Origin of the sequence: Paenibacillus sp. GCM10027627 (genome assembly GCF_042675505.1) — a bacterium.
Lineage (GTDB): Bacteria > Bacillota > Bacilli > Paenibacillales > Paenibacillaceae > Pristimantibacillus.
Map to the genome: position 1 here is coordinate 293,322 of NZ_JBHTHB010000003.1, position 26,834 is coordinate 320,155.

At 51.8% G+C, this 26,834-nt stretch carries 22 protein-coding genes; 1 reads left to right on the forward strand and 21 read right to left on the reverse strand.

The window, feature by feature from the left end:
- Positions 1-2: 2 nt before the first annotated feature.
- Positions 3-869 (reverse strand): hypothetical protein, encoded by an 867-nt coding sequence (locus tag ACFQZE_RS13170; RefSeq protein WP_379357607.1) that lies wholly within the window; start codon positions 867-869, stop codon positions 3-5.
- A gap of 275 nt (positions 870-1,144) precedes the next feature.
- Here ACFQZE_RS13170 and ACFQZE_RS13175 point away from each other — a divergent pair, with 275 nt between their 5' ends.
- On the forward strand, positions 1,145-1,798 hold the full coding sequence (locus tag ACFQZE_RS13175) for an SIMPL domain-containing protein (protein ID WP_379357609.1): 654 nt from the start codon (positions 1,145-1,147) through the stop codon (positions 1,796-1,798).
- Here ACFQZE_RS13175 and ACFQZE_RS13180 read toward each other — a convergent pair.
- The 20 genes from ACFQZE_RS13180 to ACFQZE_RS13275 all read right to left on the reverse strand — a co-directional run bounded on the left by ACFQZE_RS13180 (position 1,750) and on the right by ACFQZE_RS13275 (position 26,708).
- A complete protein-coding gene (locus ACFQZE_RS13180; RefSeq protein ID WP_379357611.1) occupies positions 1,750-2,397 on the reverse strand; it encodes a hypothetical protein in 648 nt (215 codons plus the stop codon). The genes ACFQZE_RS13175 and ACFQZE_RS13180 overlap by 49 nt on opposite strands.
- A 134-nt stretch (positions 2,398-2,531) precedes the next feature.
- Entirely contained in the window at positions 2,532-3,308 is a 777-nt protein-coding gene (locus ACFQZE_RS13185; RefSeq protein WP_379357613.1) for an ABC transporter permease, read from the reverse strand.
- A 36-nt stretch (positions 3,309-3,344) separates the two neighbouring features.
- The gene (locus tag ACFQZE_RS13190) at positions 3,345-4,127 is read right to left on the reverse strand and encodes an ABC transporter ATP-binding protein (RefSeq protein WP_379357615.1); all 783 of its coding nucleotides are present in this window, start codon (positions 4,125-4,127) and stop codon (positions 3,345-3,347) included.
- 3 nt (positions 4,128-4,130) lie between these two features.
- The gene (locus ACFQZE_RS13195) at positions 4,131-5,144 is read right to left on the reverse strand and encodes an ABC transporter substrate-binding protein (protein WP_379357617.1); all 1,014 of its coding nucleotides are present in this window, start codon (positions 5,142-5,144) and stop codon (positions 4,131-4,133) included.
- Positions 5,131-6,594 carry an aryl-sulfate sulfotransferase gene (locus ACFQZE_RS13200; protein ID WP_379357619.1) on the reverse strand — a complete coding sequence of 488 codons (1,464 nt, stop codon included), beginning with the start codon at positions 6,592-6,594 and terminating at the stop codon, positions 5,131-5,133. Before ACFQZE_RS13200 ends, ACFQZE_RS13195 begins: the two co-directional genes overlap by 14 nt.
- 22 nt (positions 6,595-6,616) lie before the next feature.
- A complete protein-coding gene (locus ACFQZE_RS13205; protein WP_379357621.1) occupies positions 6,617-7,165 on the reverse strand; it encodes a MarR family winged helix-turn-helix transcriptional regulator in 549 nt (182 codons plus the stop codon).
- 287 nt (positions 7,166-7,452) lie between these two features.
- Positions 7,453-8,076 carry a nitroreductase family protein gene (locus ACFQZE_RS13210; RefSeq protein ID WP_379357623.1) on the reverse strand — a complete coding sequence of 208 codons (624 nt, stop codon included), beginning with the start codon at positions 8,074-8,076 and terminating at the stop codon, positions 7,453-7,455.
- A 108-nt stretch (positions 8,077-8,184) separates the two neighbouring features.
- Complete coding sequence (locus tag ACFQZE_RS13215; protein ID WP_379357625.1) at positions 8,185-9,045, reverse strand: VOC family protein; 861 nt, start codon at positions 9,043-9,045, stop codon at positions 8,185-8,187.
- 170 nt (positions 9,046-9,215) lie between these two features.
- Positions 9,216-9,461, reverse strand: a complete 246-nt coding sequence (locus tag ACFQZE_RS13220) for a glutaredoxin family protein (RefSeq protein ID WP_379357627.1) — start codon at positions 9,459-9,461, stop codon at positions 9,216-9,218.
- A 17-nt stretch (positions 9,462-9,478) separates the two neighbouring features.
- Positions 9,479-11,716 (reverse strand): heavy metal translocating P-type ATPase, encoded by a 2,238-nt coding sequence (locus ACFQZE_RS13225; RefSeq protein ID WP_379357629.1) that lies wholly within the window; start codon positions 11,714-11,716, stop codon positions 9,479-9,481.
- A 427-nt stretch (positions 11,717-12,143) separates the two neighbouring features.
- A complete protein-coding gene (gene gcvPB, locus ACFQZE_RS13230; protein WP_379357631.1) occupies positions 12,144-13,703 on the reverse strand; it encodes an aminomethyl-transferring glycine dehydrogenase subunit GcvPB in 1,560 nt (519 codons plus the stop codon).
- 19 nt (positions 13,704-13,722) lie between these two features.
- Positions 13,723-15,120, reverse strand: a complete 1,398-nt coding sequence (gcvPA, locus tag ACFQZE_RS13235; RefSeq protein WP_379357633.1) for an aminomethyl-transferring glycine dehydrogenase subunit GcvPA — start codon at positions 15,118-15,120, stop codon at positions 13,723-13,725.
- 47 nt (positions 15,121-15,167) lie between these two features.
- Entirely contained in the window at positions 15,168-15,962 is a 795-nt protein-coding gene (locus ACFQZE_RS13240; RefSeq protein WP_379357635.1) for an SDR family NAD(P)-dependent oxidoreductase, read from the reverse strand.
- 5 nt (positions 15,963-15,967) lie between these two features.
- Positions 15,968-19,144: a glycoside hydrolase family 2 TIM barrel-domain containing protein gene (locus ACFQZE_RS13245; RefSeq protein WP_379357637.1), complete on the reverse strand. Its 3,177-nt coding sequence runs from the start codon at positions 19,142-19,144 to the stop codon at positions 15,968-15,970.
- Positions 19,141-20,439 carry an MFS transporter gene (locus ACFQZE_RS13250; protein WP_379357639.1) on the reverse strand — a complete coding sequence of 433 codons (1,299 nt, stop codon included), beginning with the start codon at positions 20,437-20,439 and terminating at the stop codon, positions 19,141-19,143. Before ACFQZE_RS13250 ends, ACFQZE_RS13245 begins: the two co-directional genes overlap by 4 nt.
- A 100-nt stretch (positions 20,440-20,539) precedes the next feature.
- Positions 20,540-21,352 carry a carbohydrate ABC transporter permease gene (locus ACFQZE_RS13255; protein ID WP_379357641.1) on the reverse strand — a complete coding sequence of 271 codons (813 nt, stop codon included), beginning with the start codon at positions 21,350-21,352 and terminating at the stop codon, positions 20,540-20,542.
- Positions 21,353-21,363: 11 nt separating this feature from the next.
- Complete coding sequence (locus tag ACFQZE_RS13260) at positions 21,364-22,326, reverse strand: carbohydrate ABC transporter permease (RefSeq protein WP_379357643.1); 963 nt, start codon at positions 22,324-22,326, stop codon at positions 21,364-21,366.
- Positions 22,327-22,352: 26 nt separating this feature from the next.
- On the reverse strand, positions 22,353-23,657 hold the full coding sequence (locus ACFQZE_RS13265) for an ABC transporter substrate-binding protein (protein WP_379357646.1): 1,305 nt from the start codon (positions 23,655-23,657) through the stop codon (positions 22,353-22,355).
- Positions 23,658-23,824: 167 nt separating this feature from the next.
- Positions 23,825-24,988 carry a response regulator transcription factor gene (locus ACFQZE_RS13270; RefSeq protein WP_379357648.1) on the reverse strand — a complete coding sequence of 388 codons (1,164 nt, stop codon included), beginning with the start codon at positions 24,986-24,988 and terminating at the stop codon, positions 23,825-23,827.
- Positions 24,981-26,708, reverse strand: a complete 1,728-nt coding sequence (locus tag ACFQZE_RS13275) for a sensor histidine kinase (protein WP_379357650.1) — start codon at positions 26,706-26,708, stop codon at positions 24,981-24,983. The genes ACFQZE_RS13270 and ACFQZE_RS13275 overlap by 8 nt, the downstream gene beginning before the upstream one ends.
- Between the last annotated feature and the right edge of the window lie 126 nt (positions 26,709-26,834).

Below are 26,834 nucleotides of genomic sequence, written 5' to 3' on the forward strand. Positions count from 1 at the left end.
GATTAAGAGCCTACTCCCTTATGCAGAGGGCGACTGCCGTTTCTGCCCCGAACAGCTTCCAGAAGAGCCCGCACTCCGGCAAAAGTGACGACCAGGTAACAAGCGAGTGCGGCTAGCGGGAATAGCGAAAGCTCCGCAAGCGTGCGCCCCTCATACGTTTGCCATCCCATAGCCAGCAAGCCGAACAAAAAGGCGACGCCCGATACATGAACAACCAGCCGTTTTCCCATTTCCGACATCGAGCCCTGCACAGCAAGCCATGCAATGAACGGCAGCGCCTGTAGAGCATGAAAGCCCATGCCATGAAGCCAAATTAGATTGCCTTCGAGGCCGATATACCGTCCCTGATTGGCGCCAATCCAAAATCCGACCATAAACGAGGCAAAGATAGCAATCATCGCATACCTCAAAGCTGTAATGACAGTCGGCTGCAATTGGTAAGTCCGTTTGCGGAAAAACTGCGCCCCGAGAAACACGTAGAAAACGACGAGCAGCATGGCATCCGTGCCGAAAGCGTTAGCTATAGCAATATCAAATGCCGATCCATCTTCCACAAAACGTGGATTGACTCCCCTGTAATTTTGTACCGTCTCCGCAAAATAGGCGAACAATCCGAGCGCGATATACGACCAGCGGAACACCGCTCTCCCTATCCTGCCAAGTCCCGATAACGGAATAATGGCTGCTGTCGATATGAGGAAAAGACCAAGCGCTGCGTTAAAGGAGGCCGCTTTAACCAGGCCTTTCCCCGGAAACTCCTCCACTCCGTACACAAGAACTCCTACTCCGCACAAAACAGCTAATACGAACCCCAATATCCCTGTCCATACGAGCCACTTTTCCCCTTTGAACCATAACGAACGATCCATTTTTATCACCTTTTCCTGTAGAATTGTTACTTTTACTCTACAGTTAAATATGGAAATTGATGACAGTCATGAGCCGTATTTCAACATCCTTCCTTAGTACCTCGGCCTACCCGACCTTAGTCTTGGCTTTTACAGAATAGTTGGCCTTTCATGAGGAGAAGGCAGCAAAATAGATGAGGGGCAGAGGAAAGCTGAGGCGATTTGAAAGATGGTCCGCTATCCTCCATAATGAAGGTAGCCCCCTGTATAGGATTCGAAACGAGAGGAGTGGGAAGATGTCCTTTAGCGGAGACCATCAAAAGCAAGCCCCATGCGATTTCACGATAGAAGTTATAGGTGAGGGGAGTGTGGCGGCAATCCCTGATCGGACCGCCATTACAGTAGGAGTAGTCACGGAGGGAGCGGAAGTTCAGCCCGTACAAGCGGAAAATGCGAAAACAGCCGCCTCTATCATTGAAGCCTTGCTGAAGCTCGGCATTCCGCGCGAGCAAATCCAGACCAAGCTGTATTCCATCGATCCGCAATACGATTATGTAGACGGCAAGCAAACGTTCCGGGGATACCGGTCGACCCATCTGCTCGGCGTTACGCTCAGTGGAACGGATCAAGCCGGCCTTGTCATAGATACCGCAGTAGCGAGCGGAGCCAATTCGGTATCCGACATTACTTTTGCCGCATCCAATGAAGCGCTGCTCCAAGGAGAGGCACTTTCAGCTGCCGTTCGAAACGCCGCGGCCAAGGCCAAAAGCATTGCCGATGCGATGGGCGTCGCCTTGTCTTCCGTACCGTGCCAGGTGCAGGAAATTTCGCAAGACGGTGCGCCCATCCGGTTTAAAGCGGCGATGGCTGCGGGAGATTTTGGCTCGCCGGTTGAGCCCGGTCAGTTGACTTTTAAAGCGGCGGTTCGTGTCGTATATATGTTTGCCTGATACAGCTTGCCTGCATCCAGTTCCGGGTAATCGTACAGCCCTCCCGTGTAGAGGACTTCCATATCAGAATGCTGCCGGAAATCATCCGGAGTGACGAGCGCAGTCGGCTTGGAATCCCATAGCTTCACTCCACCTTGCAGAAGCGCTTCCGCTACAAACTGGGAGCAAAAATACGCGTTGTCGATTTTTAAATCCCGATTGAGCAAAACGCCGAGCAAACCGATATAGTTGTACGCAAAGCTCGCCTTGTTGCGCTCAATGACCTTAATCGCGTCGGCAACCGCCGCCTTTTGCTCCGCCGTCACTTCCAAACGCAGCACTTTGCAGCTCGTTTTCCGAAAATGGCGGTAAGTGCCTTCATAAACATCTTCTTGGACGAAACCCGCGTTTAGCGGGTTTCTCGCCGTTCTGCGGCCAAAGCTGTATAGTTCATTAAGCTCCGCGTCAAACGCCAGCGTGGCGTGATTGTACGGCGCTTTTGTAAAGAGTTTAAACATTCTCGTAACCATCGTTCCCGTGTGGGACAGCAATACGTACAAGTAAGCCTTATTGGGTTGTGGATTGGCATCAGCATTGACGTTCATATGAGCAGCCATCATGCCCTTCACCTCTTCGCTTTAGTGGAAACCGACTTGTTGTCTTGTCTTGCTTCCACTATAGCAACGGCGGAATAGACCGAATAGTACCAACTCTTCTTAGTACCAGCCCAAACAAATGCTTTTATTGAAATAGCCTATCTCCGTAAAGCATTGGTGCTGACGACGCCATAACGAGACAGCAGCTTTCTTCCGATCCAAGCCACGCCCCGATCCGTCAAAAACCCCATCAGCCCAAGGCTGATTAGACCGACAAAAATCCAATCGGTGCGGAAAAACAGCCGCGAATTCCAAATTAAATAACCGACGCCTTCGTTCGCCGCAATCATTTCGGCTCCGATAATCGCCATAAACGACGTGCCCATTGCAAGTCTAATGCCCGTAAACATATAAGGAACTGTCGAAGGAACGATGACATGAAGCACAATTTGCCACTCCGAAGCGCCCATGCTTCTAGCCGAACGAATTTTATCCTCCTCCACCGATAAAACGCCTGTCAGCGTGTTGAGCGTCACGATAAAAAACGTCGCGTACAAGATCAGGGCGACTTTGGACGTTTCCCCGATGCCGAACCAAACGAGAAACAGCGTAATAAAAGCGATCGGCGGAATAAAACGGATAAAATTCAGAAACGGCTCCGCTACCGCGCGAATCGGTCCTACCTTCCCGATAATGAGCCCTGCAGGAATCGCTATGAGGCTGCCAAGCGTCCATCCCGTAAGTACGCGAAACGAGCTGATTCCGATATAATGCAGCAGCGTCCCGTCTTGAAGCAGCTCATATCCTCCTTGCGCCGTGTAGAGAGGACCCGGCAAAATTTCCGGCCCGTACAACAGCGATAGAAGATGCCATACTATAAGTCCTACCAGTATAAATAGCGCGTGCAAGCCCGCTTTTTTCCATTTTTCGCTCATCGCGTTTCCCCCTCCCTCTAACGATCAAGCGTCCCTCTAATGATCAAAATGAGCTTGAATCCGGTTGTACAACTCCTGAAATGCAGGCGAAGCCAGCTCACGCGGATAACCCATCGGCACCTCATAAATATGCGTAATGTTGGAGGAAGGGCCAGGCGACATAATCCCGATTCGGCCGCCAAGCAGCAGCGCCTCCTGTATATCGTGCGTCACGAAAATAACGGTTTTGTCCGTGCTGCGCCAAATGTTTACAAGCTCCTTCTGCATCGTTCGCCTCGTCATCGCATCAAGCGCTCCAAACGGCTCATCCATAAGCAAAATAGCCGGGTCGTTGGCGAGTACGCGAGCAAGCTGCACACGCTGCTTCATCCCGCCGGACAGCTCGCGCGGAAATTTGCCTTCATGGCCGGATAAACCGACAAGCGCAATGTAGCGATCCGATATGACGCGGCGCTCCGGGGAGGGAACGCGCTTCATGCGGAGTCCGAATTCCACGTTTTCTCTAACGGTAAGCCAAGGGAACAACGAGGAATCCGCCCCTTGAAACACGACCGCGCGATCCTTTCCGGGACGCTCCACCTCATCGTCCCCCACTCGCACCTGTCCCGACGTTTTGGAAACAAAGCCGGCTATGAGCCCTAGAAGCGTCGACTTGCCGCATCCGCTTGGCCCAAGCAGAACAAAAAACTCACCGCTTTTGACCGCCAAATCCACGTCCTGAATAATATAGTGCAAATCACCGCCGCCCGCAGACTGCTGCGAGTAACTTTTGTTCAGCCGTTCAATCCGAATGTCGTTGCGCTTCGCCGTCGCTCCCATGACTCATTCCCCCTGCTTCAATTCGATTACACGATCCGGAAACGCCTCCCGAAGGGGATCGAGATTTAGCTTGTCGGTTAATTCAAAATCTTTTTCGATAATGCCGTTATCCACCATATAAAGCTTCTGTCCGGCAAGTCCGTCGAGCGCCTTTTGCGTAAAGCCGATTTTCCAAGGGTTTTTCGGCAAATCCTTCAGCGTCGCTTCCCTCGGCTGCTTCACTTCCTTAAACAAAATGTCCGCCGTTTCGTCCGGATGTTCCTGCGCATAACGGGACGCCTCATCCACCGCCTTCAGAAAAGCGATAACACCATCTCTGTTCTTCTGAATCAGATCATTCGTGGTGACAAAACCTTGGCCGAGACGAACGGGGGTTTGCGACATATCGGTAAGCGCGTAAGCCTCCTCCAGAGCGCCGAACTTTTCGTTCAAAACGGCTCCGTAAACCCATGCCCCATCGATTTCTCCTTTTTTGAGCGCCACATACGCTTCGTCAAATCCGCCTTGCCCAATCAGCTCCACATCCTTCAAAGCGACTCCATTCTCCGCCAAATAAACGTCCCAAAGATAAGGAATAAAAGTGCCGCGCGAGAAGCTCAGCTTTTTCCCCTTTAGCTCGGCGGCGCTGTCAATCTCCTTGCGCACGTACAGCTTCCATTCCGAAGCGCTTAGATCGGTCGCGGTACCAGAGGAGGCAATAATGGAATAGTCGCCTTTGCTTACGGCGTTCAAAAGCGGAAAGTCGGCACCGAACGCTACGTCCACCCCTTTAATAAAGAGGGCGTTTACTCCTTCGGCGGGAGTCGCAAAGGTGACAAGCTCCGCATCGATTCCGTATTTTTCAAAAATGCCCTTGTTTTTCGCTACCTGAAAAACGGGGTTCGTTGTAATGTCCGCTATTCTCAGCTTCAACTCTGCGCCTTGCTTCTCCCCGCTGGCGCAGCCCGCCAGCAATATGCTTGTGGCTGCAAGAGCAAGCAGCCATAACCCCAACTGTTTTACGCTAACCTTCCGCATCGCGTCCATCCCCTTCCTGTTGCCCCGTCTCATCGCTTCTTGCCACGCATAATGCGCCTTCGCCGTAAACGGCCGTACCTTCCACTTCAACCGCCGTCAGCGCTCCGCGCGGCGCCGCCCCCGGCAATCGGTAATCGGCAACATCGATAGGCGCGATCTCTGTCTCTTCCGGCCGCTCCAATTGCGGAACCCACTCGTACGGCACGCGGTAAGCCCGGTATACGAGATTGGAGTTGCGCTTGTTTTTATAGGGGGAGATATGCTCCCATACAAGCTCATGCTCAGCCGTCACCTCGAATATTCGGCCGTCCGCCCCTTCGGTAATAAGCGTATTGCCGTTCAGCAAGCGCTGCGCCGAGCTAATATAAGGGCTGTAGAACCGGTAGGAGTCCAGCGGCGCGACAAACCCCGCTTCCGTCGGCGTGTACTGCCATTCAATCTCAAGCGTAACCGGATTGATTTCAAGAATTCGGGAATGATCTCGCCGCGCATTTTTGAGCCCGTCGGGCGATTCCGGATTTGGCAGGCCATACCCGGCCCAGCCGCCGTTGTCGAATACGAGCAGGTTGCCCTCGCCAGGCAATCCTTTAGGAATGAGGTGAGCGTGATGCTGACCGATAATCCAGCCGATATGTTTGGTTGCCTCGTCCTTATAGGTCGGCCCTAGCTTCCATACGATGCGGCCCGTTTTTTTATCGATAATGGCTATAATGTTCGTTTCGCGAGCGTCCCAAATGATGTTGTCGGGGTGAAACCGCTCATCTCCCGCATCATAAAATTTATTAGGCCCTAGCACCGAGGCGGAATTAATATGCATCCAATCTCCTGCATTTGCGCCGAAAAAGCGAGTATTCGGATCGCGGTACAGCGCCGCCTTGGCGTCATCGTCAAAGCCCAATTCCTCGAAGTGATCGCTGCATACCCATTCCCATACGACATTCCCTTCCCAGTCGACCTCGATGATCGCGTCGTCTAGCAGCTCCTTGTCGGAAATTTCGGGACGGCTCACATTTTTGTGAGTTAGCAAAAGGGTATGGCCTGAATCCGTCTTGGGCTCTTGGCCCGGAACGTAATAACCGACCGGATTGCCTTCGCGCTGGTAGTCGTGATGCTGCCTCGCCATCCATTGTGCCGGGTGTCCGGGGTCCTCGATCCACTCGTACCGATCAAATTTCCAAACAACCCGTCCCTCCCAATCGACTTGCACCAGGTTCAGTTCGTCCTGAAAGCCGTACTTCGGATCGCGCTCCGCCGTACTTCCCAGCACATAGCCGCCGGGCAGCAGCTTGTTTGGAAAACCGCGCAGCCCTTTCCACAAATGAACCTCCCGGCCGTTCATGTCGATGAGCAGCGCCCCCGTGTCCGCCGCCTGATAGAGCGTATAGCCGCTCCATGCCTTTTGCGGGTTATAAACCGTCGTTCCCGTTGGATAAATAGTTGGATGTCCCATGTTGATTTCTCCTCTCGCCTCGTTAATAAGATACAAACCGGTTTGTTCGGCCCGCAGAATAGTCCGCTGTCCCCTTAGCAACGGAGGGCAGCTCTTGCTCATGCTCCTCCGCCGCATAAGCCAAAACCGCATCCGAAAACTTCTCTACATTTCGAATCATTTTTTGATAAAACCGAATTTGCTGGCGCAGCTCCTCTTCCTCAAAACCTTCGAATAATGCGCCTGTCATATACGCTCCGACATGACGGGTTTCATTCAGCAGTTCCCGTCCTTTATTCGTAATGGCCAGCTCAACCGTTCTGCGGTCTTCCGGACTTCTTACCCGCACTGCGTAACCGCCGTCCTCCAGCTTGTCGCACAACGCGGTAACCGCTCCCGACGTAAAGTCCAGCTGCTCCGCAAGCTCGCCCAGCCGTTGATTGCCTTGTTGATGAATGGAATTGAGAATGAGCAGCCCGGGGAGGGAAACTCCCTGGATCGCAATTTTGTCCCGCTCCTTCACAAATCGCCTGACCAGCTTCCGAAACAGCCAATCGGCCTCCTCCAGCAAATTCCCTGTACTATTGTCCATGCCGCTCCTTTCCGTTCTCCCCTTTGTAGGAATGCAAAAAAGGCTCCCGGATTCCCCATACGCGTTGGCGTACAGAGAGCAGGAGCCTTTGGAGATCCAATCGGCACTATTTTAAATTTAAGATGGTGAACGTTCATTTAATGGTTGTTCATTTAATGACTGTTCACGTATCGTTGACGCTAAGATTAAACCAATTATTCTTACCTGTCAAGTATGAATTAAAAATAAAAAACTCGCTCTCCTCCACGTATGAACGCGGCGGCCAGAGCGAGTCTGTACATCGGCTATTATTTTATAATTTTCACACGATCCTCAATCGAAGAAAATTGCTTTTCCCCAGCAGGAGCGACCGGCTTGCCGAACGGCATTTGCGCCAGCAGTCTCCAGCTCGAAGGGATGTTCCACTCCGCCTTTACTTTATCGTCAATAAGCGGATTATAATGCTGGAGCGTTGCGCCAAAACCTTCTTGCTCAAGCGAAGTCCAAATGACGTATTGCAGCATGCCGTTTGACTGGTTCGACCAAACCGGGAAGTTGTCGGCATAAGCCGCAAATTGCTTCTGCAACCCTTCTACTACCGCTTGATCCTCGAAAAAGAGGACAGTGCCATATCCGGCGCCAAAAGCGTCCATTTTTTGCTCAGTTGAAGCAAATTGATCCTCCGGCACGATCGCTTTCAACGTTTCCGTCGTCAATCCCCACACTTTTTTGTGCTGATCTCCCAGCAAAACAACGACGCGTGCGCTTTGCGAATTAAACGCCGAAGGCGTATGCTTAACCGCATGTTCGATGACCTCTTGGATTCGTTCGTCAGAAACGACAGCTTCGCTGCTTATCGCATATACAGACCTTCTGTTTTGCACCGCTCCGTAAAAATCGCCTGTCCCCGCTTGAATATTAGTACCTGTCATCTTTCCTCTTCCCTTCGAAAATAGAGTGGATCCATCTCAATCATACTGATGTATTTTGTTCCATTTGCTCGTCTGCCATACGAAAAACCCGTTTGCTCCATTAACCGATTAAACCGTCAGCTTCACTTTAACGCCGTTAGGGTCTTTCAGCCACCAATCGCCGCCCGATCGTTCCGCCGACACACCTGCTCCGACTGCGCCCTGCACCGTTTTCTCCAGCTCCTCTTCCCCTGCAAGCACAATCGTAAAGTAATCCAGCCCCGTTCCATTCGCCGGAATTGGCGGCGCGCCCGGGCCCGCCCAAATGTTCAAGCCGATATGATGATGGTATCGACCCGCACCAATAAATAAGGCGCCCATCTGCTTCTTCCAATCCGCCTCGACATCAAAGCCAAGGGCATCGCAATAAAAATGTTTCGATTTATGAAGGTCGCTCACATGAAGGTGGACATGCCCGATTACGGTTGCGGGAGCAAGCCCTTGCCACTGGCTGCCCGCTGCTTCGGTTAGCAGCCCGTCCCAATCAATTGGGTCGGTCGACATTTTTACGAAACCTTGAGTATCGTACTCCCATTCCTCTCTTGGCCGGTCGCGGTATATTTCGATGCCGTTCCCGTCGGGGTCGGAAATGTACAGCGCCTCGCTCACCAAATGGTCGGCCTGACCGATAGAGATGCCTTTGTCCATCAGCCTTCTGAGCGACAAGCCCAAATCTTTGCGCGTAGGAACCAGAATAGCGAAGTGATATAAGCCGCTAAACGTTCTTTGCGGCACGATATAGGCGTCGGGCACTTCCTCCAGCACGAGCAGCACCGTTCCGCCATCCGCCGTTAATTCGGCCGTATTGCCGGACTGGCTTTTAACCTTGAAACCGACCACTTCCTCGTAAAAAGCAAGCGACCTCTTCAAATCGCTAATTTTTAATTTCACTTCCCCTAAACGGGTAGCGGGATGCAGTTTATATGTCATGTCGTTCCACCTCATTATTGTAGTGTTACTTACTATTTGTAATTAAGTATATATTCAATATTATCTATAGTCAAGTGGGAAAATAGAGACGGGCCGACATCAAACAAAGGGCTAACGAATTGGCTTCGTTAACCCTTTGTATTTAAACCGTGGACCATTGCGCTAGCGGCTCAATCCAGCAATGCGGCAATTGCCGATAAGTTGGGTGCGAAGCCGACAAACACTTCGCCTTTTACAACAAGCGTAGGAACCGTTTGCTTGCCCGTCAGATCCCATACTTCCCTTCTGTACTCCTCGCTTTCCTCGCATTTCTTTTCCTCGAAGGAGATTCCCCGTTCTTGAAAATACTGCTTGGCATGGGCGCAATCGCTGCAAGTAGGTATTGTGTATATCGTAATGGCCGCTTTGTCCGTCATCTATAATCCCTCTTCTCTCAGTTTACTTTTGCCCGCTGCAGACGCAGCGCGTTTAATACAACCGATACGGAACTGAGTGCCATAGCCGCTCCGGCTACCCAAGGGGCGAGCAAGCCGATTGCCGCAATCGGGATGCCCAGCGTGTTGTAGCCAAGCGCCCAGAACAGATTTTGTTTGATGTTGGACATCGTTTTGCGGCTCATGACGATCGCATCGGGAATGCTGGACAAATCGCCGCGCATAAGAGTGACATCGGCAGCTTCCATCGCGATGTCGGTACCCGTGCCAATCGCCATGCCCACATCCGCCGTAGCAAGAGCTGGAGCGTCGTTAATGCCGTCGCCGACCATCGCCACTTTTTTGCCGAGCGCCTGAAGCTTCTTCACTTCCTCCGCTTTGCCTTCCGGCAATACTTCCGCCAGCACACGGTCGATGCCGACTTTGGCCGCGATTGCTTTAGCCGTTCTAACGTTGTCGCCAGTAATCATGATTACCTCGATTCCCATAGCCTTCAAACGAGCGATGGCTGCAGGGGACGATTCTTTAATCGTGTCGGCTACCGCTACCATACCAGCGTATTTCCCGTCGATAGCAACCAGCATAGCCGTTTTGCCCGAGCTTTCCAGAGAGGACATTTCTTCGTAAGCAGCAGATGCGTTTACTCCGTTTTGGTCAAGCAGCTTTCTTGTGCCGACCAGAAGCTTACGGCCTTCCACTGTCGCTTTGATACCGTAGCCTGGAATTGCTTCGAATGATTCAGCTTGCGGCAATGCGATTTCTCTTTCTTCAATGCCCGCTACAATCGCTTCCGCCAGCGGATGCTCCGAACCTTTTTCCGCCGATCCAACCAGCCTTAGGAATGTTTCTTCCTGGATATCCGAAGTGATGACGTCGGTCAATTCCGGCTTGCCTTTTGTAACTGTACCCGTTTTGTCCAAAATGATCGTATTTATACGGTGAGTGCCTTCCAAATGCTCGCCGCCTTTAAACAGCACCCCTAGCTCAGCCGCACGGCCGGAACCTGCCATAATCGATGTCGGTGTAGCTAGACCGAGTGCGCAAGGGCAAGCAATAACGAGAATGGCGATTGCTTTTTCAAGCGACTCCGCAAAATCGCCAGGGGTGATGAAGAAATACCATACAGCAAAAGCGATAACCGCAATACCTACAACGATAGGGACAAAGATGCCGGAAATGACGTCCGCTACTCTTTGAATAGGGGCTTTGGAACCTTGAGCGTCCTCAACCACCTTAATGATTTGGGAAAGAGCTGTATCTTTACCGACTTTAGTAGCTGTCATGCGCAAAAGACCGTTTTTATTAATAGTGGCGCCGATTAAGGTGTCGCCAGGGTTTTTCGTAACCGGGATGCTTTCGCCCGTCAGCATGGATTCGTCTACGGATGAGCTTCCTTCGAGCACTTGACCGTCAACAGGAATTTTTTCGCCTGGTTTAACGACTACAACGTCGCCGGTCACAACTTCTTCAACTGGAATGGTTACCTCTGCTCCGTCGCGAATGACTAGAGCAGTTTTGGCTTGCAAGCTCATAAGCGATTTGATTGCTTCCGAAGTGCGCCCTTTTGCCAACGTTTCGAACAGTTTGCCCATAACAACCAAAGTGATCAGCACGGCGCTTGTTTCATAATAAAGGGATGGGCCGTGGTGTGCGGAAGCTCCAGCTAGCGACCATTCGATAGTTAAATACAGGCTGTAGAAGTAAGCCGCCGATGTTCCAAGCGCCACGAGCACATCCATGTTCGCGCTGCGGTTGCGAAGCGCTTTGTATGCTCCAGCGTAAAACGGCGCGCCTACATAAAATTGAACCGGTGTAGCTAGGAGAAGCTGGAACCAAGGATTCATAAATAAATCCGGCACGTACATCCAAGAAGTAAACGAGAAGTGACCGACCATGCTCCACAATAGCGGGAGCGAAAGCAGTGCCGAGAAGAGAAGAGTGAGCTTATGGCGCTTCACTTCTTTGGAGCGGTGCTCCTGCGTGCGCTTCTCTTCTTGCTTCAAAGCCGCCTCATAGCCGAGCTGCTTCACTTTCTTTTGCATTTCCTCGACGCTCACTTCTAATGGGGAAAAAGTGACGCTGGCCGTCTCCATCGCAAAATTTACGCTTGCCTGCGAAATGCCCGGCATTTTGTTCAAACCCTTTTCAATCCGGCTTGCGCAGGCCGCACATGTCATACCCGAAATATCAAATGTGATTTGACCGTTGTCTTTTGAAAGGTGAGTCGCTTCGCTCATTATTTTCAGCTCCTAAGTTTCATTCGATTTAGTTTTGCTGTTTTATTTAAAAGGGGGTGGGCCGGACGTTCATTTTCTTTAGTATTGGAGAGAAGCTAGCAAGTATGCTTGTTATGCATTTTTTGCTCTTGCTCCTTTCGTATCCCGGCTTCCTGTGTGCTCTTCATGTCTATACTATACCCCCCTACCCTATATTTGTCTAGCCCTTTTTGAGTATTTTTGTAAAAAATTTTATAAAGGAATTTGAAGATCAATTCAACAGGATGGTTATTATATTGAACAGCGGCAATAATCTTCGAAAAACCTCAGTGATAATCCCAAGTACAAAGCAACCAACTTTACAAGCAAAACAAAAAAGCCAATCGCCGAATTTTTACGACGACTGGCTTGAATGACCGAAGCATATTAATACTGTTGCATTGAAATGTTAATCGCGCTCCGCCTTCCGCAAATAGACGCGCCAGCTTGTGCACCATTCATTCGGGTCATCGAAGGACGACTCGTCGATTCGGTGTACGGTGCTTGCGTGTGGAGCTGTTTTCACGATTTCCGGATTGGTATACGCTTCATGGGAAATATGCTCCAAAGCGGCGATATATTCATCCAGATCGGTTTTGGAATAGGATTCTGTCGGCTCAAGCGTAAACGGCTGTTTGACGATGTAAGGATGATGGCTGGTCCAATAATGAAGGCCGAAATCGCACATCCGCCGCGTCACGTCTTCCGTTGTCACGCCCGTCTCCTTCGCCATCTGCTCCCAGCTGTAGCGTACCTGCTCCAGACGCATTCCTTGTACGTAAGGAGCGCTCGCTCCACGAATTTTAGTAATGTTATGGTACAAGTAGTTGTTGTTGAGAACCGCTGTTTTGGCGACGTCCACCAGTCCGTCAGCGCCTAGAGCGCGAATCCATGCGTAGGAACGAAGCACCGTTTGAGCTACGCCATGGAAGGAACGGACTTTGCCGATGCTGCGCTCTTGATCCCAGCGGAACGTGTAACGTCCGTTTTCTTCCTCGACAAATGGACCAGGAAGGAACGGCTTCAGCTTTTCAACAACGCCGAGCGCTCCCGTAGCAGGACCTCCGCACATATGCGGCGCCGCAAACGTTTTGTGAAGATTGAAGAAGCTCATATCGAATCCCGCTTCTTTGGCGCGAGCAATGCCGAGCAAGCCGTTCGCATTCGCCTGATCGTAGAAGCAAATGCCGCCCGCCTCATGGACGATATCGGTAAACTCGCGGATACGCGGGTTAAAGATGCCGGTGTCCTCCGGGTTCGCCACAACGAAACCTGCGGTGCGCTCCGAAACGGCCGCTTTCAGCTTTTCGATATCCGGGAAGCCGTTTTCGTCTGGGTAAAGCGTAATGATTTTGTATCCTTTGACAGCTGCCGTAGCGGCTTGAGATGGATGGGAGAAAATCGTCGTGATGATTTCGTCGCGCTGGTCGCCTTCTCCGTTCGCATCATGGTACGCTCTTACGATGGAAGCCATCGCAAACAGCGCTTGCGTCCCGCTGCTCGGCTGGAAGCTGAATGCATCCATACCCGAAATTTCGCGCATGGCGAGATCCATGCGATGGTAAATTTCGAGCATGCCTTGTACGGTGCTTTCGTCTTGAAGCGGATGAATATCCGCCACTTTATCGGTACGTATCAAAAACTCGTTGATACGCGGAATATATTTCATCGTACAGGTACCTTGGCCAATTTCGACGTTAAAGTCGGAGCCGAGCGTCTCCTGAGAGATTCGCAAGTAATGGCGAAGCACTTTCGCTTGACCGATTTCCGGCAGCTTCGCGGCAGTTGCTCTGCGCATGGAAGCCGGAATAGCCGATACGCCGTCGCCAACCGCAGCCGCGATTTCCGGTTCTGCTTCCGGCACCTCTACGCCGCGCTCGCCAGGCTGATGAAGTTCAAAGATGACTGGCTCATCCCATTTCGCTTGATGGAAAGCTCTCACTTTATGCTCTCTGCGTATCAATTTCATCGCAAACTCTCCTCCCTCTCTAGGCCTTGGCTACAAGCCGCGCAAGCGCGGCCGCCAGACGGTCGATGTCCTCTTGGAAAATGACTTCGGTGACGCAGTACAACGCACATTCGCCAAGCTGCGGAAAGTCGCCGGACAAATCTTTGCCTCCAAAGATGCCCTCTTGCAGCAAACCTTCGTTCAACTCGCGCACCGTCTTGCCGGTACCGCCAAAGTCGACAACAAACTCTTTAAAGAAAGAACCTTCGAATCGAATCGATACGCCGGGAATTTCCGCAAGCTTCTTAGCGGCGTATTGAGATTTTTGCAAAATGGTGGTGCCGAGCTCTTCCATCCCGCGAGGCCCCATTAAAGCGAGGTATACGCCGGCGACGATTCCCCAAAGCGCGGTTTGCGTTCCGACGGACTCTTTGCCTTTTTCCCGTTTGGCAAACGAAGTCCGCTCATAAGCAACGTCGCCAAAGCCGTATTCGCCTTCAACTGCCGTTGGGGCGATACCGAACAGACGGGACGGATATTCCATCACATATCTTTCTTCGTCTCTAGTAGCGATAAATCCGGCTTGACCGCCGCCATAGTTCATGCGAATGCCAAGCGGCTGCAAGTCGCCGCAGACGATATCCGCGCCATATGCGCTTGGCGGAGCGAGTACGCCGAGAGAGCTGGGATCAACGCCAACGACGCACTCGGCGCCGCGCGAATGAGCCAGATCAGCGATAAGCTGACCGTTAGCCTCAATAAGGCCAAGATACCCCGGATTTTCAAAATAAACGGCAGCTATGTCATCCGATAGCTTTCCTTGCAAATCGACGAGGTCCATCGCCCCGCTCTCCGGGTCGAATCCGACTGTCGCCACTTCGACTTCGGGGGAGCAATAGTTTTTAATGATGAGCAGCTTATCCGGCGAGATCGACTCGGCAACCAGCACCTTATTGCGCCCCGTCATCCGAGATGCCATACGCAGAGCGGTTGAAGCCGCTTGAGCCCAGTCGAACGTAGGAACGTTCACAACGTCCATGTCCACGAGTTCCGCCATTAAGCTCTGATATTCGAACAACGCTTGGAATCTTCCGTGATCCTCATACGGCTCTCCCGCATAGGCTGTCACAAACTCCGAACGCTGGCTAATTTCATCGCAAACGGCCGGGATAAAATGCTGCCAGCAGCCGGCGCCGAGGAAGCTGACCGCTTCCTTGGCACTCGTATTGCGGGAGACTGTTTTTTCAATATGCCGTTGCAGCTCATACTCTGTCAGTGCCGGCGGCAAATCCATCGCTTGCGGGAGCCGCAAATGATCGGGAACCCCGCTGTACAATTGCTCGATATCTTGAACTCCAATGATGCGGAGCATTTCGTCACGCACTTCTGGAACGGTATTCGGAATATAAGGATGAGCAGCTTTGGGTCTACGAGTCATGCCAATCGCCTCCTGTATCTCATTCGTTAATTTTTGGGTCTAGGCGCTTAAGCCAAACCTCCGCCGTCTACGACTAGCACGGAGCCGGTCACCCACTGCGACATATCGCTAGCCAAGAAGAGGACGGCGTTGGCGATATCTTGAGGCGTGCCTAGTCTTGCAAGCGGACGGTCGGCGGAAGAAACGAGGAACGATTTTTCTTCCAGCTGCAGCTGTCTGGCTTCGTCGCGCAGCAGCGGCGTATCCGTATCTCCCGGGCAAACGCAGTTGACGCGGATGTTGTCCCCGCCGTGGTCGATCGCCATCGCTTTCGTCAAATTGACCATTCCGGCTTTGGCTGCGCAATAAGCGGCTGCTTTGTCTCCGCCCTTAAGCCCCCAGCCGGAGCCCGTGTTCACAATACTTCCGCCGCCGCCCTCGGCCATTATCGGAATAATGTGCTTGGAGAGCAGAAACGCTCCTTTCAGCGTGACATCCATCACGAGATCCCAATCTCTCTCGTCCGTGTCCACAACCGTCTTTCTCCGAATGACGCCGGCGTTGTTGAACAAGATGTCGACGCGTCCAAACGTCTCGCGTATAGCGGCAACTGTCGTTTCACAATCAGATGGGGATGTCACATTGCAGCGGAAGCTTGTCGCTTCCCCACCGGAAGCGACAATGGCCGCAGCCGCAGCTTGGCCTTGCTCCTCGTTAATATCGAGGATCGCCACTTTCGCGCCAAAGCGGGCAAACGTCTGTGCGGCGGCCAATCCGATGCCGGAGGCGCCTCCCGTTACGACGGCTACTTTTCCTTTTATATTGAATACCTCATCGATTCCAAAAGAAGATACTGTCGTCATGCCGGTTATTCCCCTTTCGCACTCAATTTGCGGCCCAACACGGCCGGTGAAATTTCTTCTGCATGATATGGCTTCAACTGCAAGCCGAACTTGAACGGCTCCGGCTTCACTTGATACGGCGGCAATTGGCCGGGACCGCAGCTGTTGCTGCCAAGGCCAAGATGCTTCCAATCCAAATTCCAAGATATAAAGTCTCTTTCTTTCAACTCGTATCTATGTTTGGCTGCGTCTAAATCTTCAGTCGTATACGGATGGGCGCTGAAATTGATTTCCGTCGACACTCCGGCAGCCATAAGCCCCGTTCCGCGGTCGTCGTGCAGTGTAACCCAGCGTACATCGGTCCGGTTGCCGTTTTCCTGAGGGAAGATGTACGGGAACTCAAGCTCTTTCACCGTACTGCGATAAACGCCGACCGAGCTTGCCCGTTTGCTGTCCGCATAGCTTTCGCCCGGACCACGTCCATACCAAGCCGCTTGACGCAGCTCGAGCGGCACTTCCAGTTGCCAACCGATACGCGGCAGCATGTCCGGCAGTTTGCCTTCAGGCGTCCCGCTTGTTTCAATCGTCACAAGCCCATCCTTGCGAATTCGGTAAACCGTTTTGCAGCGGAAGCCCCAATCGTATACAGGCGGCGCGATTCTCAGCTCAAAAGCAACGGCCAGTTCCCCGTTCTCCTCCGACACTTCCCAGCTATCTACGCGGGTTTGCAGTCGATCCAGATGGGATTTTCTCCATTCCTTCACCACGTACATGTCGTTGTCGATAGCCGCTCTCCAAAATTGCAGCTTTGGACCGCGATGCAATAATGAAGTCCCTTCATAAGTCCACTCGGCGAGCAGAGCTGAAGGTAGATCAAAGGCAAGCGAGAAGCGGTCTCCTTCTATTTGAAGTAGGTTCCCGGACTCGGAATAAGAAAGCGGCGCAAAGTTATCCAGGCTTCCATTTTCCGTTCCCGAAAGCAGCGAGCGGCTAGTCTCAGATTTATCTTCCAGAGCCAACTTCCATTGTTCGGCGGAAAGCTCATGGCCTCTACCCGCCCATGGCTGATCCGCCGCTAGCGTAATGCTTACCGACAGCCAAGCCTCTCCGTCCGCAGCGGCGAGTGAGCTAGCGTCAAAAGGAATGACGATTGTGCCGGCCGAGCCAGGCTCTATAGACGGTACAAGCACGCTTCCGCTTTGCTTCAAAACGCCGTCCTTCCCTGACGCGCCATTTTGCTTAATCGACCAAGCCAGCGAAACATGCTCCAGCGAAAGGAAATCGTAGCGGTTGCGAAGTTCGACTTCCGCAGCACCGCCTTCATTTTTAAGCAAAGTCATAGTGACGGGCTCAATCGTCTTTTTAAATTCCAGCAGTCCCGGGGACGGCGTCCGGTCCGGCAATATAAGTCCATCTAGACAAAAATTGCTGTTGTTCGGCTCATCGCCGAAGTCTCCGCCGTACGCATAATAAGCCGTTCCGTCCTCGCGGTATTGCAGAAGACCGTGATCGATCCACTCCCATACAAACGCGCCTTGCAGCCTCTCACTGCCCCGGAACGCCTCTTCGTACTCCTGAAAGCCGCCCGGGCCGTTGCCCATGGCATGCGCGTATTCGCAAAGGATATGCGGCTTAGTCAGCTCCCGATTGCTCCCGAAGCCGATCATCTTCTCCACAGAAGAGTACATCGTGCTGTATACGTCGCACGCTTCCGCTTCTTTATCTCCTTCGTAGTGAATAAGACGGGTAGGATCGGCGTTTTTGGCCCATGCGCTCATCGCGCGCTGGTTGCAGCCGTAGCCTGACTCGTTGCCAAGCGACCACATAATGATGGATGCGTGGTTTTTGTCCCGCAGCACCATTCGCTCCATCCGGTCAACATAAGCCGCTTCCCATGCCGGATCGTCGCTCAGCATATGCGGCTTGTCAATCAGCTCAACGCCGTGACACTCCAAATCGGTTTCATCCATCACGTATAGGCCGTATTCGTCGCACAAATCGTAGAAACGCGGATCGTTCGGGTAATGCGCGGTCCGAACCGCATTGATGTTGTGCTGCTTCATCATGAGTACGTCTTGTTTCATCATTTCATAAGGAACGTATCGGCCAAGCTCCGGATGATGATCGTGACGGTTAACGCCTTTCAGCCTGATGGCCTTGCCGTTAACAAGCATCAGCCCTCCGCTCACTTCAACCTTGCGGAAGCCGACCCGGCACGGAATAACTTCCAGCACCTCTCCGCCTTCCGTCCGCAATGTCATAAGAAGCATATATAAATGCGGCTCCTCCGCCGACCATTTGCGCGGGGAAGAGATCGTTATTTTCTCGTTTAAACGTACTGCGCTGTCTCCATCCATTGAAAAAGCTTCGCTTTGCCAAGCAGCCGTCTCCCGTCCGCTCCACATTTCAGAAAGACGGTATTCGATTCTGTAGATGCCCGCTGGACGGTCTCCTTTAAGCTTCGCAATCACTTCCGAAGCAACGGATAGTTCGGCATTGACAAAGTCTTCAGCAAAATCAGTACGGACTGTAAAATCCCGAATATGCGCCTCGGAACGTGCCATTATGGACACATCGCGGAAGATGCCGCTTAGCCACCACATATCCTGGTCTTCGATGTAGCTTCCGTCCGACCATTGATAAACTTTGACGGACAGCGAATTGCGACCTTCGCGCAAATGCTCGGTAATATCGAATTCGGAAGGAAGCCTGCTTCCTTGGCTGTATCCGACAAACTCCCCGTTCACCCAAACGTGATAAGCGCTATCGACGCCTTCAAAGCGGAGCGTCACCCGTTTGCTGAGCCAAGAAGCGGGAAGAGCAAACTCCTTCCGGTAGCAGCCGGTCGGATTGTCGCTCGGCACACGCGGAGGATCGATTGGGAATGGATAATAGAGATCGGTGTAATGCGGTTTACCATATCCTTGCAGCTGCCAATGGCCCGGCACTTGAATCGCGTCCCAGTTCCCGGCATCGTAGCCGTCGGCTTCGAAACCTGCCGGAGCTTTGTCCGGCGAAGTTGCGTAATGAAATTTCCACGTACCATTCAACAATCTGAACCATGGCGATTCGCCCCGGTCGTAAGTCATCGCGGACGAAGCGTCCGGATAAGGAACGAAATAGGAACGTCCCGCCTCGCGGCCCTTCTCCAATACGTCCAAACGCTGCCAATCCGGCAACGATACAGCTTTGTCATTACTCATGTTGTATGGCCTCCTGTCTCTTTATCCTGTAATAGCGGTCGCACGAACCGATAGTAATAAACGTAACCGATGAGCAGCATGACGCCCGTTAAAGCAAACGGAAGCGCTGCATGACCCCCGGCCAGCAAAAAACCTGTAGTATAGGTAGCCCCCGCCGAACCGACGCTTCGGAACACGGAGCGCATTCCCGCGAACAAATTGCGGTCCTTCTCGGGCAGAGCGGACATCGACTGGCTGTCGATCATGTTGCTGAGCATCGTGAAGCCGCCGCCTCGAACAAGAAGCAAAACCGCAAACGCGGCAACGGGAAGCTGAAGGCTGAGTATAAATGCAAGAAGCGCCCCGCCAAAATACATCCATTTAAACGGCTTTGCGATGCCGAATTTCTCCAGCACCCATGGCGTAAGCAGCGAAGCGAAAAATAATACAAGTCCGTTAACGGTAAGCAACAGCGAGATGGAAGAGTCGTCCCAGCCCAAACGCTGCTTGGCAATGACATTGTTAAAGCCGCCAATTAGCGCAAAGCTTATGCCGCTAAGCAGCATATAAAACGCCAGCGTCCACACCGCTTTGCTTGGCCGTCCCCGCACTGCTTTTGCAGGCTTCCCGGTATGAGGAGAAGCCACTGCTTCAGCAGCCTGCACACCTTCCTCGGAAGGAGCGAGCTTATTTCGTCCGTTCCGCGCTGCTCCGCGTGTCTCTTTTGGAAGCCACAACGCCCGAATCAAGCCAAGCCCGATAAAGACGGCCGATGCGCACCATAATACCGGCTTATAAGGGGAACCCTCCCCACCGGAGGAGATCCACTCCGGAATTAACCCGGCAAGCAGCGTCCCGCCGCCAACAAACATCGTAAAAACAGCGAACATCAGACTGAATACCTGCGTTTCCTCCCGCCTGGACCGGCTATAGGAGAAGAGCAGCGGAACTTCGGTCGTCTCGATGCAGGCAAATCCGATGGATACCATGATCTGCGCGCAATAAAAATGGATAAGTTCATCCCCGGCTGAAAAGAGGTACACTCCGCTCCCGATCAGCAGCACTCCGCTTACTAAAATCGGCTTGCGTCCGATCCGATTCGCCAGCATGCTGAGCGGGATCGCCAAAGCGCCAAGAACTAAAATGCCTGTAGAAGCAATCGCTCCTATTTTCGCTTCGCCAATCCCCATAGCAAGCAGATGATAATTTAAAACAAGCGTATATAGGCCGATGCCGATGCCGTACAGCGCTTCGCTAAGCAGAAACCTGCGAGCGCCGGGGCTTATATCCAGCACATCTTTTAAGTAAACACCCATGATGACAGACCTTCTTTAGCTCAAAACTCCGGCTGCCGACACCTCGGCCATAGCCGGTTTCCCGGCATTCGCTGCCGATTGCCTCGTACGGACGGTACCGTTACCCTTTAATTCCCGAACCCGTAACGCCCTCGACAATATACCGCTGTGCCACAAAGAAAATAATGAGCGGCGGAATACAAATCAGCGTAGTCACAGCCATAATGCCTTCCATATCGACCCCGTACATGCCCCGGAATTGGGCGAGTCCTAGTGTAAGCGTATAATTGCTTTGGTCGTTCAAGAAAATGAGCGGCCCCAAATAGTCGTTCCAGCTATTGAGGAAATGGAATACGCCTACTAGAATAAGAGCCGGCGTCATAAGCGGCGTAATAATCCGGAAGAAGATTTGCATCGGATTTGCGCCGTCTATTTTGGCCGCATCTTCTAGCTCTACCGGAATCGTCATCAAAAACTGCCGCAGCAAAAAGATAAAGAACGGTGCGCCGAACCAAGCCGGCACGATGAGCGGCTTAAGCGTATTGATCCAGCCCAAATAGTTGAACTCCATATACTGCGGGATCATCGTTACTTCCCACGGAATCATCATCGTTGCAAGCAAAATAATAAATAGCGTATCTCTGCCCTTAAACTTGAATCTCGCAAATCCATATGCGACAAGCGCGGAGGACAGGAGCTGTCCGATTAACGAGACGATCGTGACGATAAGAGAATTTTTCAGGAACAGATTAAACGGCTGCGACTGCCAGGCTTTCCCGAAGTTGTCGAAATTCCAGACGGACGGAATCCATTTTGGCGGGAACAAATACAGCTCCGTCGGCGACTTCACCGAGGTGGTGAGCATCCAGAAAAACGGTGCCAGAAACAATACGGACAGGAGCGCCAGCACGGTGTAAGATATCGCTTTTTTCATGTGCATCCCCCTCATTTCGCCCGTTTCTTTTTGCCGTTATTTTTGACTTCGCCCTCGTAGTACACCCACATGCTGGAGGATTTGAATACAACCATCGTCAAGGCGAGTACAATAATGAACATAAACCAGGCGTTCGCCGAAGCGTAGCCCATCTTGGCATATTTAAAGGCGTTCTCATACATATACATCGCGTAAAAATAAGTCGAATTCATCGGCCCGCCGCCCGTAAGCACTAGAGCCAACGTCAGTTGCTGGAACGCCGCAATAATCGTCGTTATGAGATTAAACAATAAGGTCGGGCTGATCATCGGCAGCGTAATTTTGAAAAACTGCCGCACTTTGCCTGCTCCGTCAATCGAGGAGGCTTCGTACAGTTCCTTCGGTATCGTCTTCAGTCCGGCCAAGAAAATAAGCATCATCGTTCCTTGACCCCATAGGCTTGCAATTACGATTGCAATTGGGCCCCATGTGGTGCTTTGCAGCCAATCCGGTCCTTCTATGCCGATCAAAGACAAGAAATAGTTTAAAATTCCGTATTCGCCGCTGAACACCCAAGCCCAAATCATTGAAAGCGCGACGCCCGAAATAACGGAAGGCAAATAGAATACGGTACGGAAAAATGATTTGCCTCTCATCTTCTGGTTAAGAAGCATGGCAAGCGCCAGAGCGATGAGCAAATTAAGCGGTACAAAAAAGGCCGCAAACTTGAGAGTCACCATGAGCGAAGTCCAGAACATGGGATCTACTGTGAACATTTCGATATAATTTTGAAAACCTATAAATCTAACTTCGCCTACTATCGGCCAATCAAAAAAGCTGATCACAAGCGAGAAAATAAGCGGCCCCAGCGTAAACGCGAACAACCCGATGATCCATGGGAAAATAAAGAGGTAGGGGGTTGCCCTACCCCACTTTATTTTTCTCCGAGGCTTCGCGATGGGTTTGGGGACGATAGCTGTTTCATTTGCGTTCATGTCCATTCCCCTTTCCTTGCGCTATCCTACTTTATAAATTTCTCCGAATCTTTCACCGCTTTGTTCAGCATCGCTTGCGGGTCGTTGCCCAGCATGATCGCTTCTACCGCTACGGAAAGATTACGGTTGATTTGGCTCCAGTTCGGATGAAGCAGGAAAGCCGGTCCGTTCGACGAGCGCTCAAGCATCGTGTAGAACGGTTTGTACAAAGCGTCGTTTTTCAATCCTTTTTCCTCTACGATGCTAATGCGGACAGGCAAGTCAGCCGTTCTCATTTTGATCGCCTCTTCCGATACGTAGAACTTCACAAACTCCCAAGCTTCTTGCTTATGCTTCGAATCTTTGGCGATGGATACGGCAGATTGGGCCAGAACCCCTTTGACCGGCTTGCCTGCAAAAGTAGGAGGCTCTACCGTTCCTACGTCGATGCCAGCTTCCTTAAACCCTTCAAGCGGCCAAATCCCGCTTTCCCACATTGCAATTTTGCCTGCTTTGAAAATGTCTTCTCCGCTCTGCTGGTTTTTGCCGCCGACGAGAACGCCGTAGCCTTCTTTCACCGCATTGCCGAGGACGCCAATGGCTTCCGCTGTTTCTTTGCTGTTCATAAAACCTTCGATTTGTTTGCCGTCGTCGCTAATGAAGCTGCTGCCGTTGCTCCATACAAATCCTTGAAGATCGTAGGTGTCGTTTTCGGAGCGAATGCCGATGCCGTATTGCTTCTTGCTCTTGTCGGTCAGCTTCTGCGCGGCTGCCTTCATATCGTCCCAAGTCCATCCGTCTTGCGGATGCGGAACTCCAGCTTCGTCAAACATTTTTTTGTTGTAGTAAAATACCCGTGTCGTAAAACCTGCAGGAAGGCCGTACAGCGCTCCTCCCACTTTGTTGTAGGCGAACAAGCCTGGGTAGAAATCGTCGATTTGAAGTGTCGCATCGCCTTCCACGAAGCTGTCAAGCGGCTCCAAGGAATTGTGGTATGTCGGGAAATCCCACATATACATCACGTCAGGCGGGTTGCTTGCGCCAAAGCCTGCTGCAAGCTTCTGGTCGAAGCCGTCGCCGTAAGGCTCGACTTGCACTTTGATGCCTGGATTTTTTTCTTCAAACTTTTTCGCAATGTCTTGCTGAATTTTCAGCGCGTCGCCCGTATCCCATGTCGCGAAGCGAACGGTCACTTTCTCGCCGCTGCCGGAAGAGCCGCTGCCTTGGTCAGTGCTTCCCGTACCATTCTGATCCTTGCTTCCTTCCGATTTGCCTCCATTGCTGCTGCATGCCGACAACGTTAGAGCGACAAGCATCACAATGGCCATAAGGAGTATTGCGGATTTTTTCATTTCGAATTCCCCCTGCTCTGGTGTAGGATCGTATGTGAGTCCAAAATAATTGAACCGCTTTCATTGTACATTCCATGAAAGCGGTTCAAAAACGGTTTGGCGTTCGCCGTTTGAAGTTTGTTTGTTTGATTTGACGTTATTTTTAGAAAATTTCGTATTTTTGTAGGTTAGCGTTCTCCTTTTTGTTGTCCCCGATACTGACTAGGCGTAACTCCGCTGGAACGCTTGAACCATTTGCTAAAATATTTGCCGTCAATGAGGCCGATATGCTCCGCGATATCCTGCTGCGTCAGCTCCGTATGGGCAAGCATGTCTTTGGCTGCTTTAAGCCGCATCCGATATATAAAATCGACGAAGTTTTCTCCCGTCACCTTTTTGAACAGAGTGCTGAAATGGCTGCGGCTAAGGCCGACCCGATCCGCCACATCGCTGACGGACCACGGATATTTCAAATCGCGCGAGACGATGCCTACCGCTTTTTTCAACGATTCCGGCCAAGATTCCGCATGAATGCCGTAATTGCGGTCCCGCTCCGCCTTGGCGTGCAGCGACTTGACTGTACGCAGCCAAGACTCCTTGCCGCTTTGCGGCCCTTCCTTGTACCAGCGCAGCCCTGCGTCTTCGCTCAGTCTCTCCATCAGCATAGCGTCGAGCTCCGCTTTCCATTCGCGGGTAAACATTAAGAAGCATCGCCCTCCGCCGCAGGGAAGCGTAACAAACCTTTCGTGTTTGGGCAGCCCGCGAAGCCATTCATCGAGTCCATGGTCGTTCAGCAGCAAATACAAATAATGATCGCCGCTGAGCCAGCTCCACTCCCCGTTTAATCGGCGGTCAAGCTGCCCCGCAAATTCCTCTTCGTTGCGTGCGCCGTAAACCCATGCGCAGAAAGAGTCTTCCCAGCGTCCGCCCCTCTCTTCCTCCGTTTCCGGCTTAGCCGCTATGCGCGAAGAAAGCTCCTCGCGGAAGCTTCCCAGCAGACGGCTCATCTCCTCATCCTCAAAGGCCGTTTTCAGCAAATATCCGGACACGCCAAGCTGTATTCCTTGCTGCGCGTATTCAAAGTCCCGGTGGCAGCTGAGCAGCAAAATTTTGGTTTCGGGTGCGATTTCTTTAATTTTGCTCGACAGCTCAATGCCATTCATCTCCGGCATGACGATATCCGTAATGACGACCTCCGGACGATGCTCCAGGAAGCACTCCCAAGCTTTGCGGCCGTTCGGTGCATCCGCTACCACTTCCATTTTGAACTCCGACCAATTAACCGTGGCTCTAAGACCTTTGCGAACAATGCTTTCGTCGTCGGCAATCAATACTTTGATACATTCATTCATGGTGAGACGCCTCCTTCTTGGGCCATCGAATCGTAATTTCGGTTCCTCCGTCCAAAGCCGGGTCAATCGACAAGCCATATTGCGGGCCAAAATGAAGCTTAAATTTCTGATCGACATTTGCGACGCCCAGGCCGCCCCTCGATTGCCGCTTGCCTTCCGGGCTAAGCAGCGTTTTTCTTCGCTCTTCCGGTATGCCCCTTCCGTTGTCCGTTAAGGCAAGAACAAGCAGCTCCGTTTCCTCACGAAGCACAAGCCGGATAGTTCCTTCTCCATCCTCAAAACCATGGAAAAATATATTTTCAAATAAAGGCTGAAGGCTCATTCTCGGAATGAGGCATCCCATCGCCTCTTCATCCGCCTCTACCTCATAAACGAACATATCGCCGTAACGGATGCGCTGGATTTCAAGGAAATGGGAGATCATCGCAAGCTCTCTCTCCACCGTCACCAGTTCCTGCGTAATATCGAGATTGCCCTCCAGCACCATCGTCAAATGGTACAGCATTTTGCGGATTTCCTCGTTGCCTTGCAGCCTCGCCTTCCACTGAATGGAGTTCAGCGTGTTGAACAGCAGATGCGGATTGATTTGATAATGAATCGCCCTCAGCTCCGCTTCTTTTTTCTGCTGCTCGGTTCTGGTCACCTCGTCCACCAACGTTTGAATTTGCCCAAGCATGCTGTTGAAGCTTCTTCCCAGCACGCCCAGCTCATCGTCCGAATCTATATCCATCCGCGTTTGCAGCTTGCCCGCTCCAGCCTTGTGCATGGAATCTTTCAACCGCTTAATGCGCGAAGTGAACCATGAAGCAAGCACAAAACCTAAGATGAGAGCGAGAAGCACGGAAAAAGCGATGCCGACTACTGTATAGGAACGAATAACATCGGTCGATTGGAAAAACGTTTTGTAAGGCAGTCGAGCTTCGATTACCCAGTTATTTTCTTCGAGCGGCTCCGTCCACACGATATCGTCAGGAAGAGGTTCATGCTCACCCTGAGATTCATAGACGATGTTGCCCTCCCCGTCCCGTATGACCAAATAAGCGTTCATATCCCGCTCAAAAATTTGCAATTGTTCGAAAATATCGACCGCATTCATCTCGATCAAAATACGGCTGTCCTTCAGCGGTCCCTGCTGGTTGCGGATCGGAACGACGAGTCCCATCACTTTGGGCGCCTTGTCCGGGTAAGAAGTGGAGTAATGGCGCGGTTCATAAAGACCCGCCCAATATTGCCCTTTGAAGGTTGGGCTAATCGCCTTCCACCAGTTTTCCTTTTGCAGCCGATCCGACTGAAGAGAACCTTCCCCGTAATAGTAGCCGGACTTGGTAACAATAAAAACTCCGGCATGAGCTTCTGTTTGAAGCGCTTTCAAAAAGTCTTCCAAATTATTTTCTTCTTGTATTTCGGAATAAGTTTTAGGCACTTCTTCCGTAATGACGCTTTTGGTCGGGTCAAGCAAATAGGAATGAATGTATTCGGCCGTCAGGCGCATTTGCTTCAATTGCACATCGATCTGGTGCTGCAGCTGTGTCACCGCATTTTGCCCATAGTTGCCGAACTGGCCGTTCAGCAAATCGGATGACGTGCGATAGGACATAAAGCCAAGCGCCAGCAGCGGAATGATCGCCACAACCAAAAAGAAGCTTAATAGCTTGAAACGAATGCTTTTTCTCGGCGATTGAAGTCCATTCCGAATCCAGTTCAGGTTCGGCCTCTCCAAGCTATCGTCTCCCTCCGGGGCAAATACGCTTATGTACCAGAAGTGTATCACGGTCAAGTTTTCCGTTCAAAGTAAAAAAATGGTGAAAGGAAACTCTTCCTCAAAAATGAGATAGCCCCGCCTCAT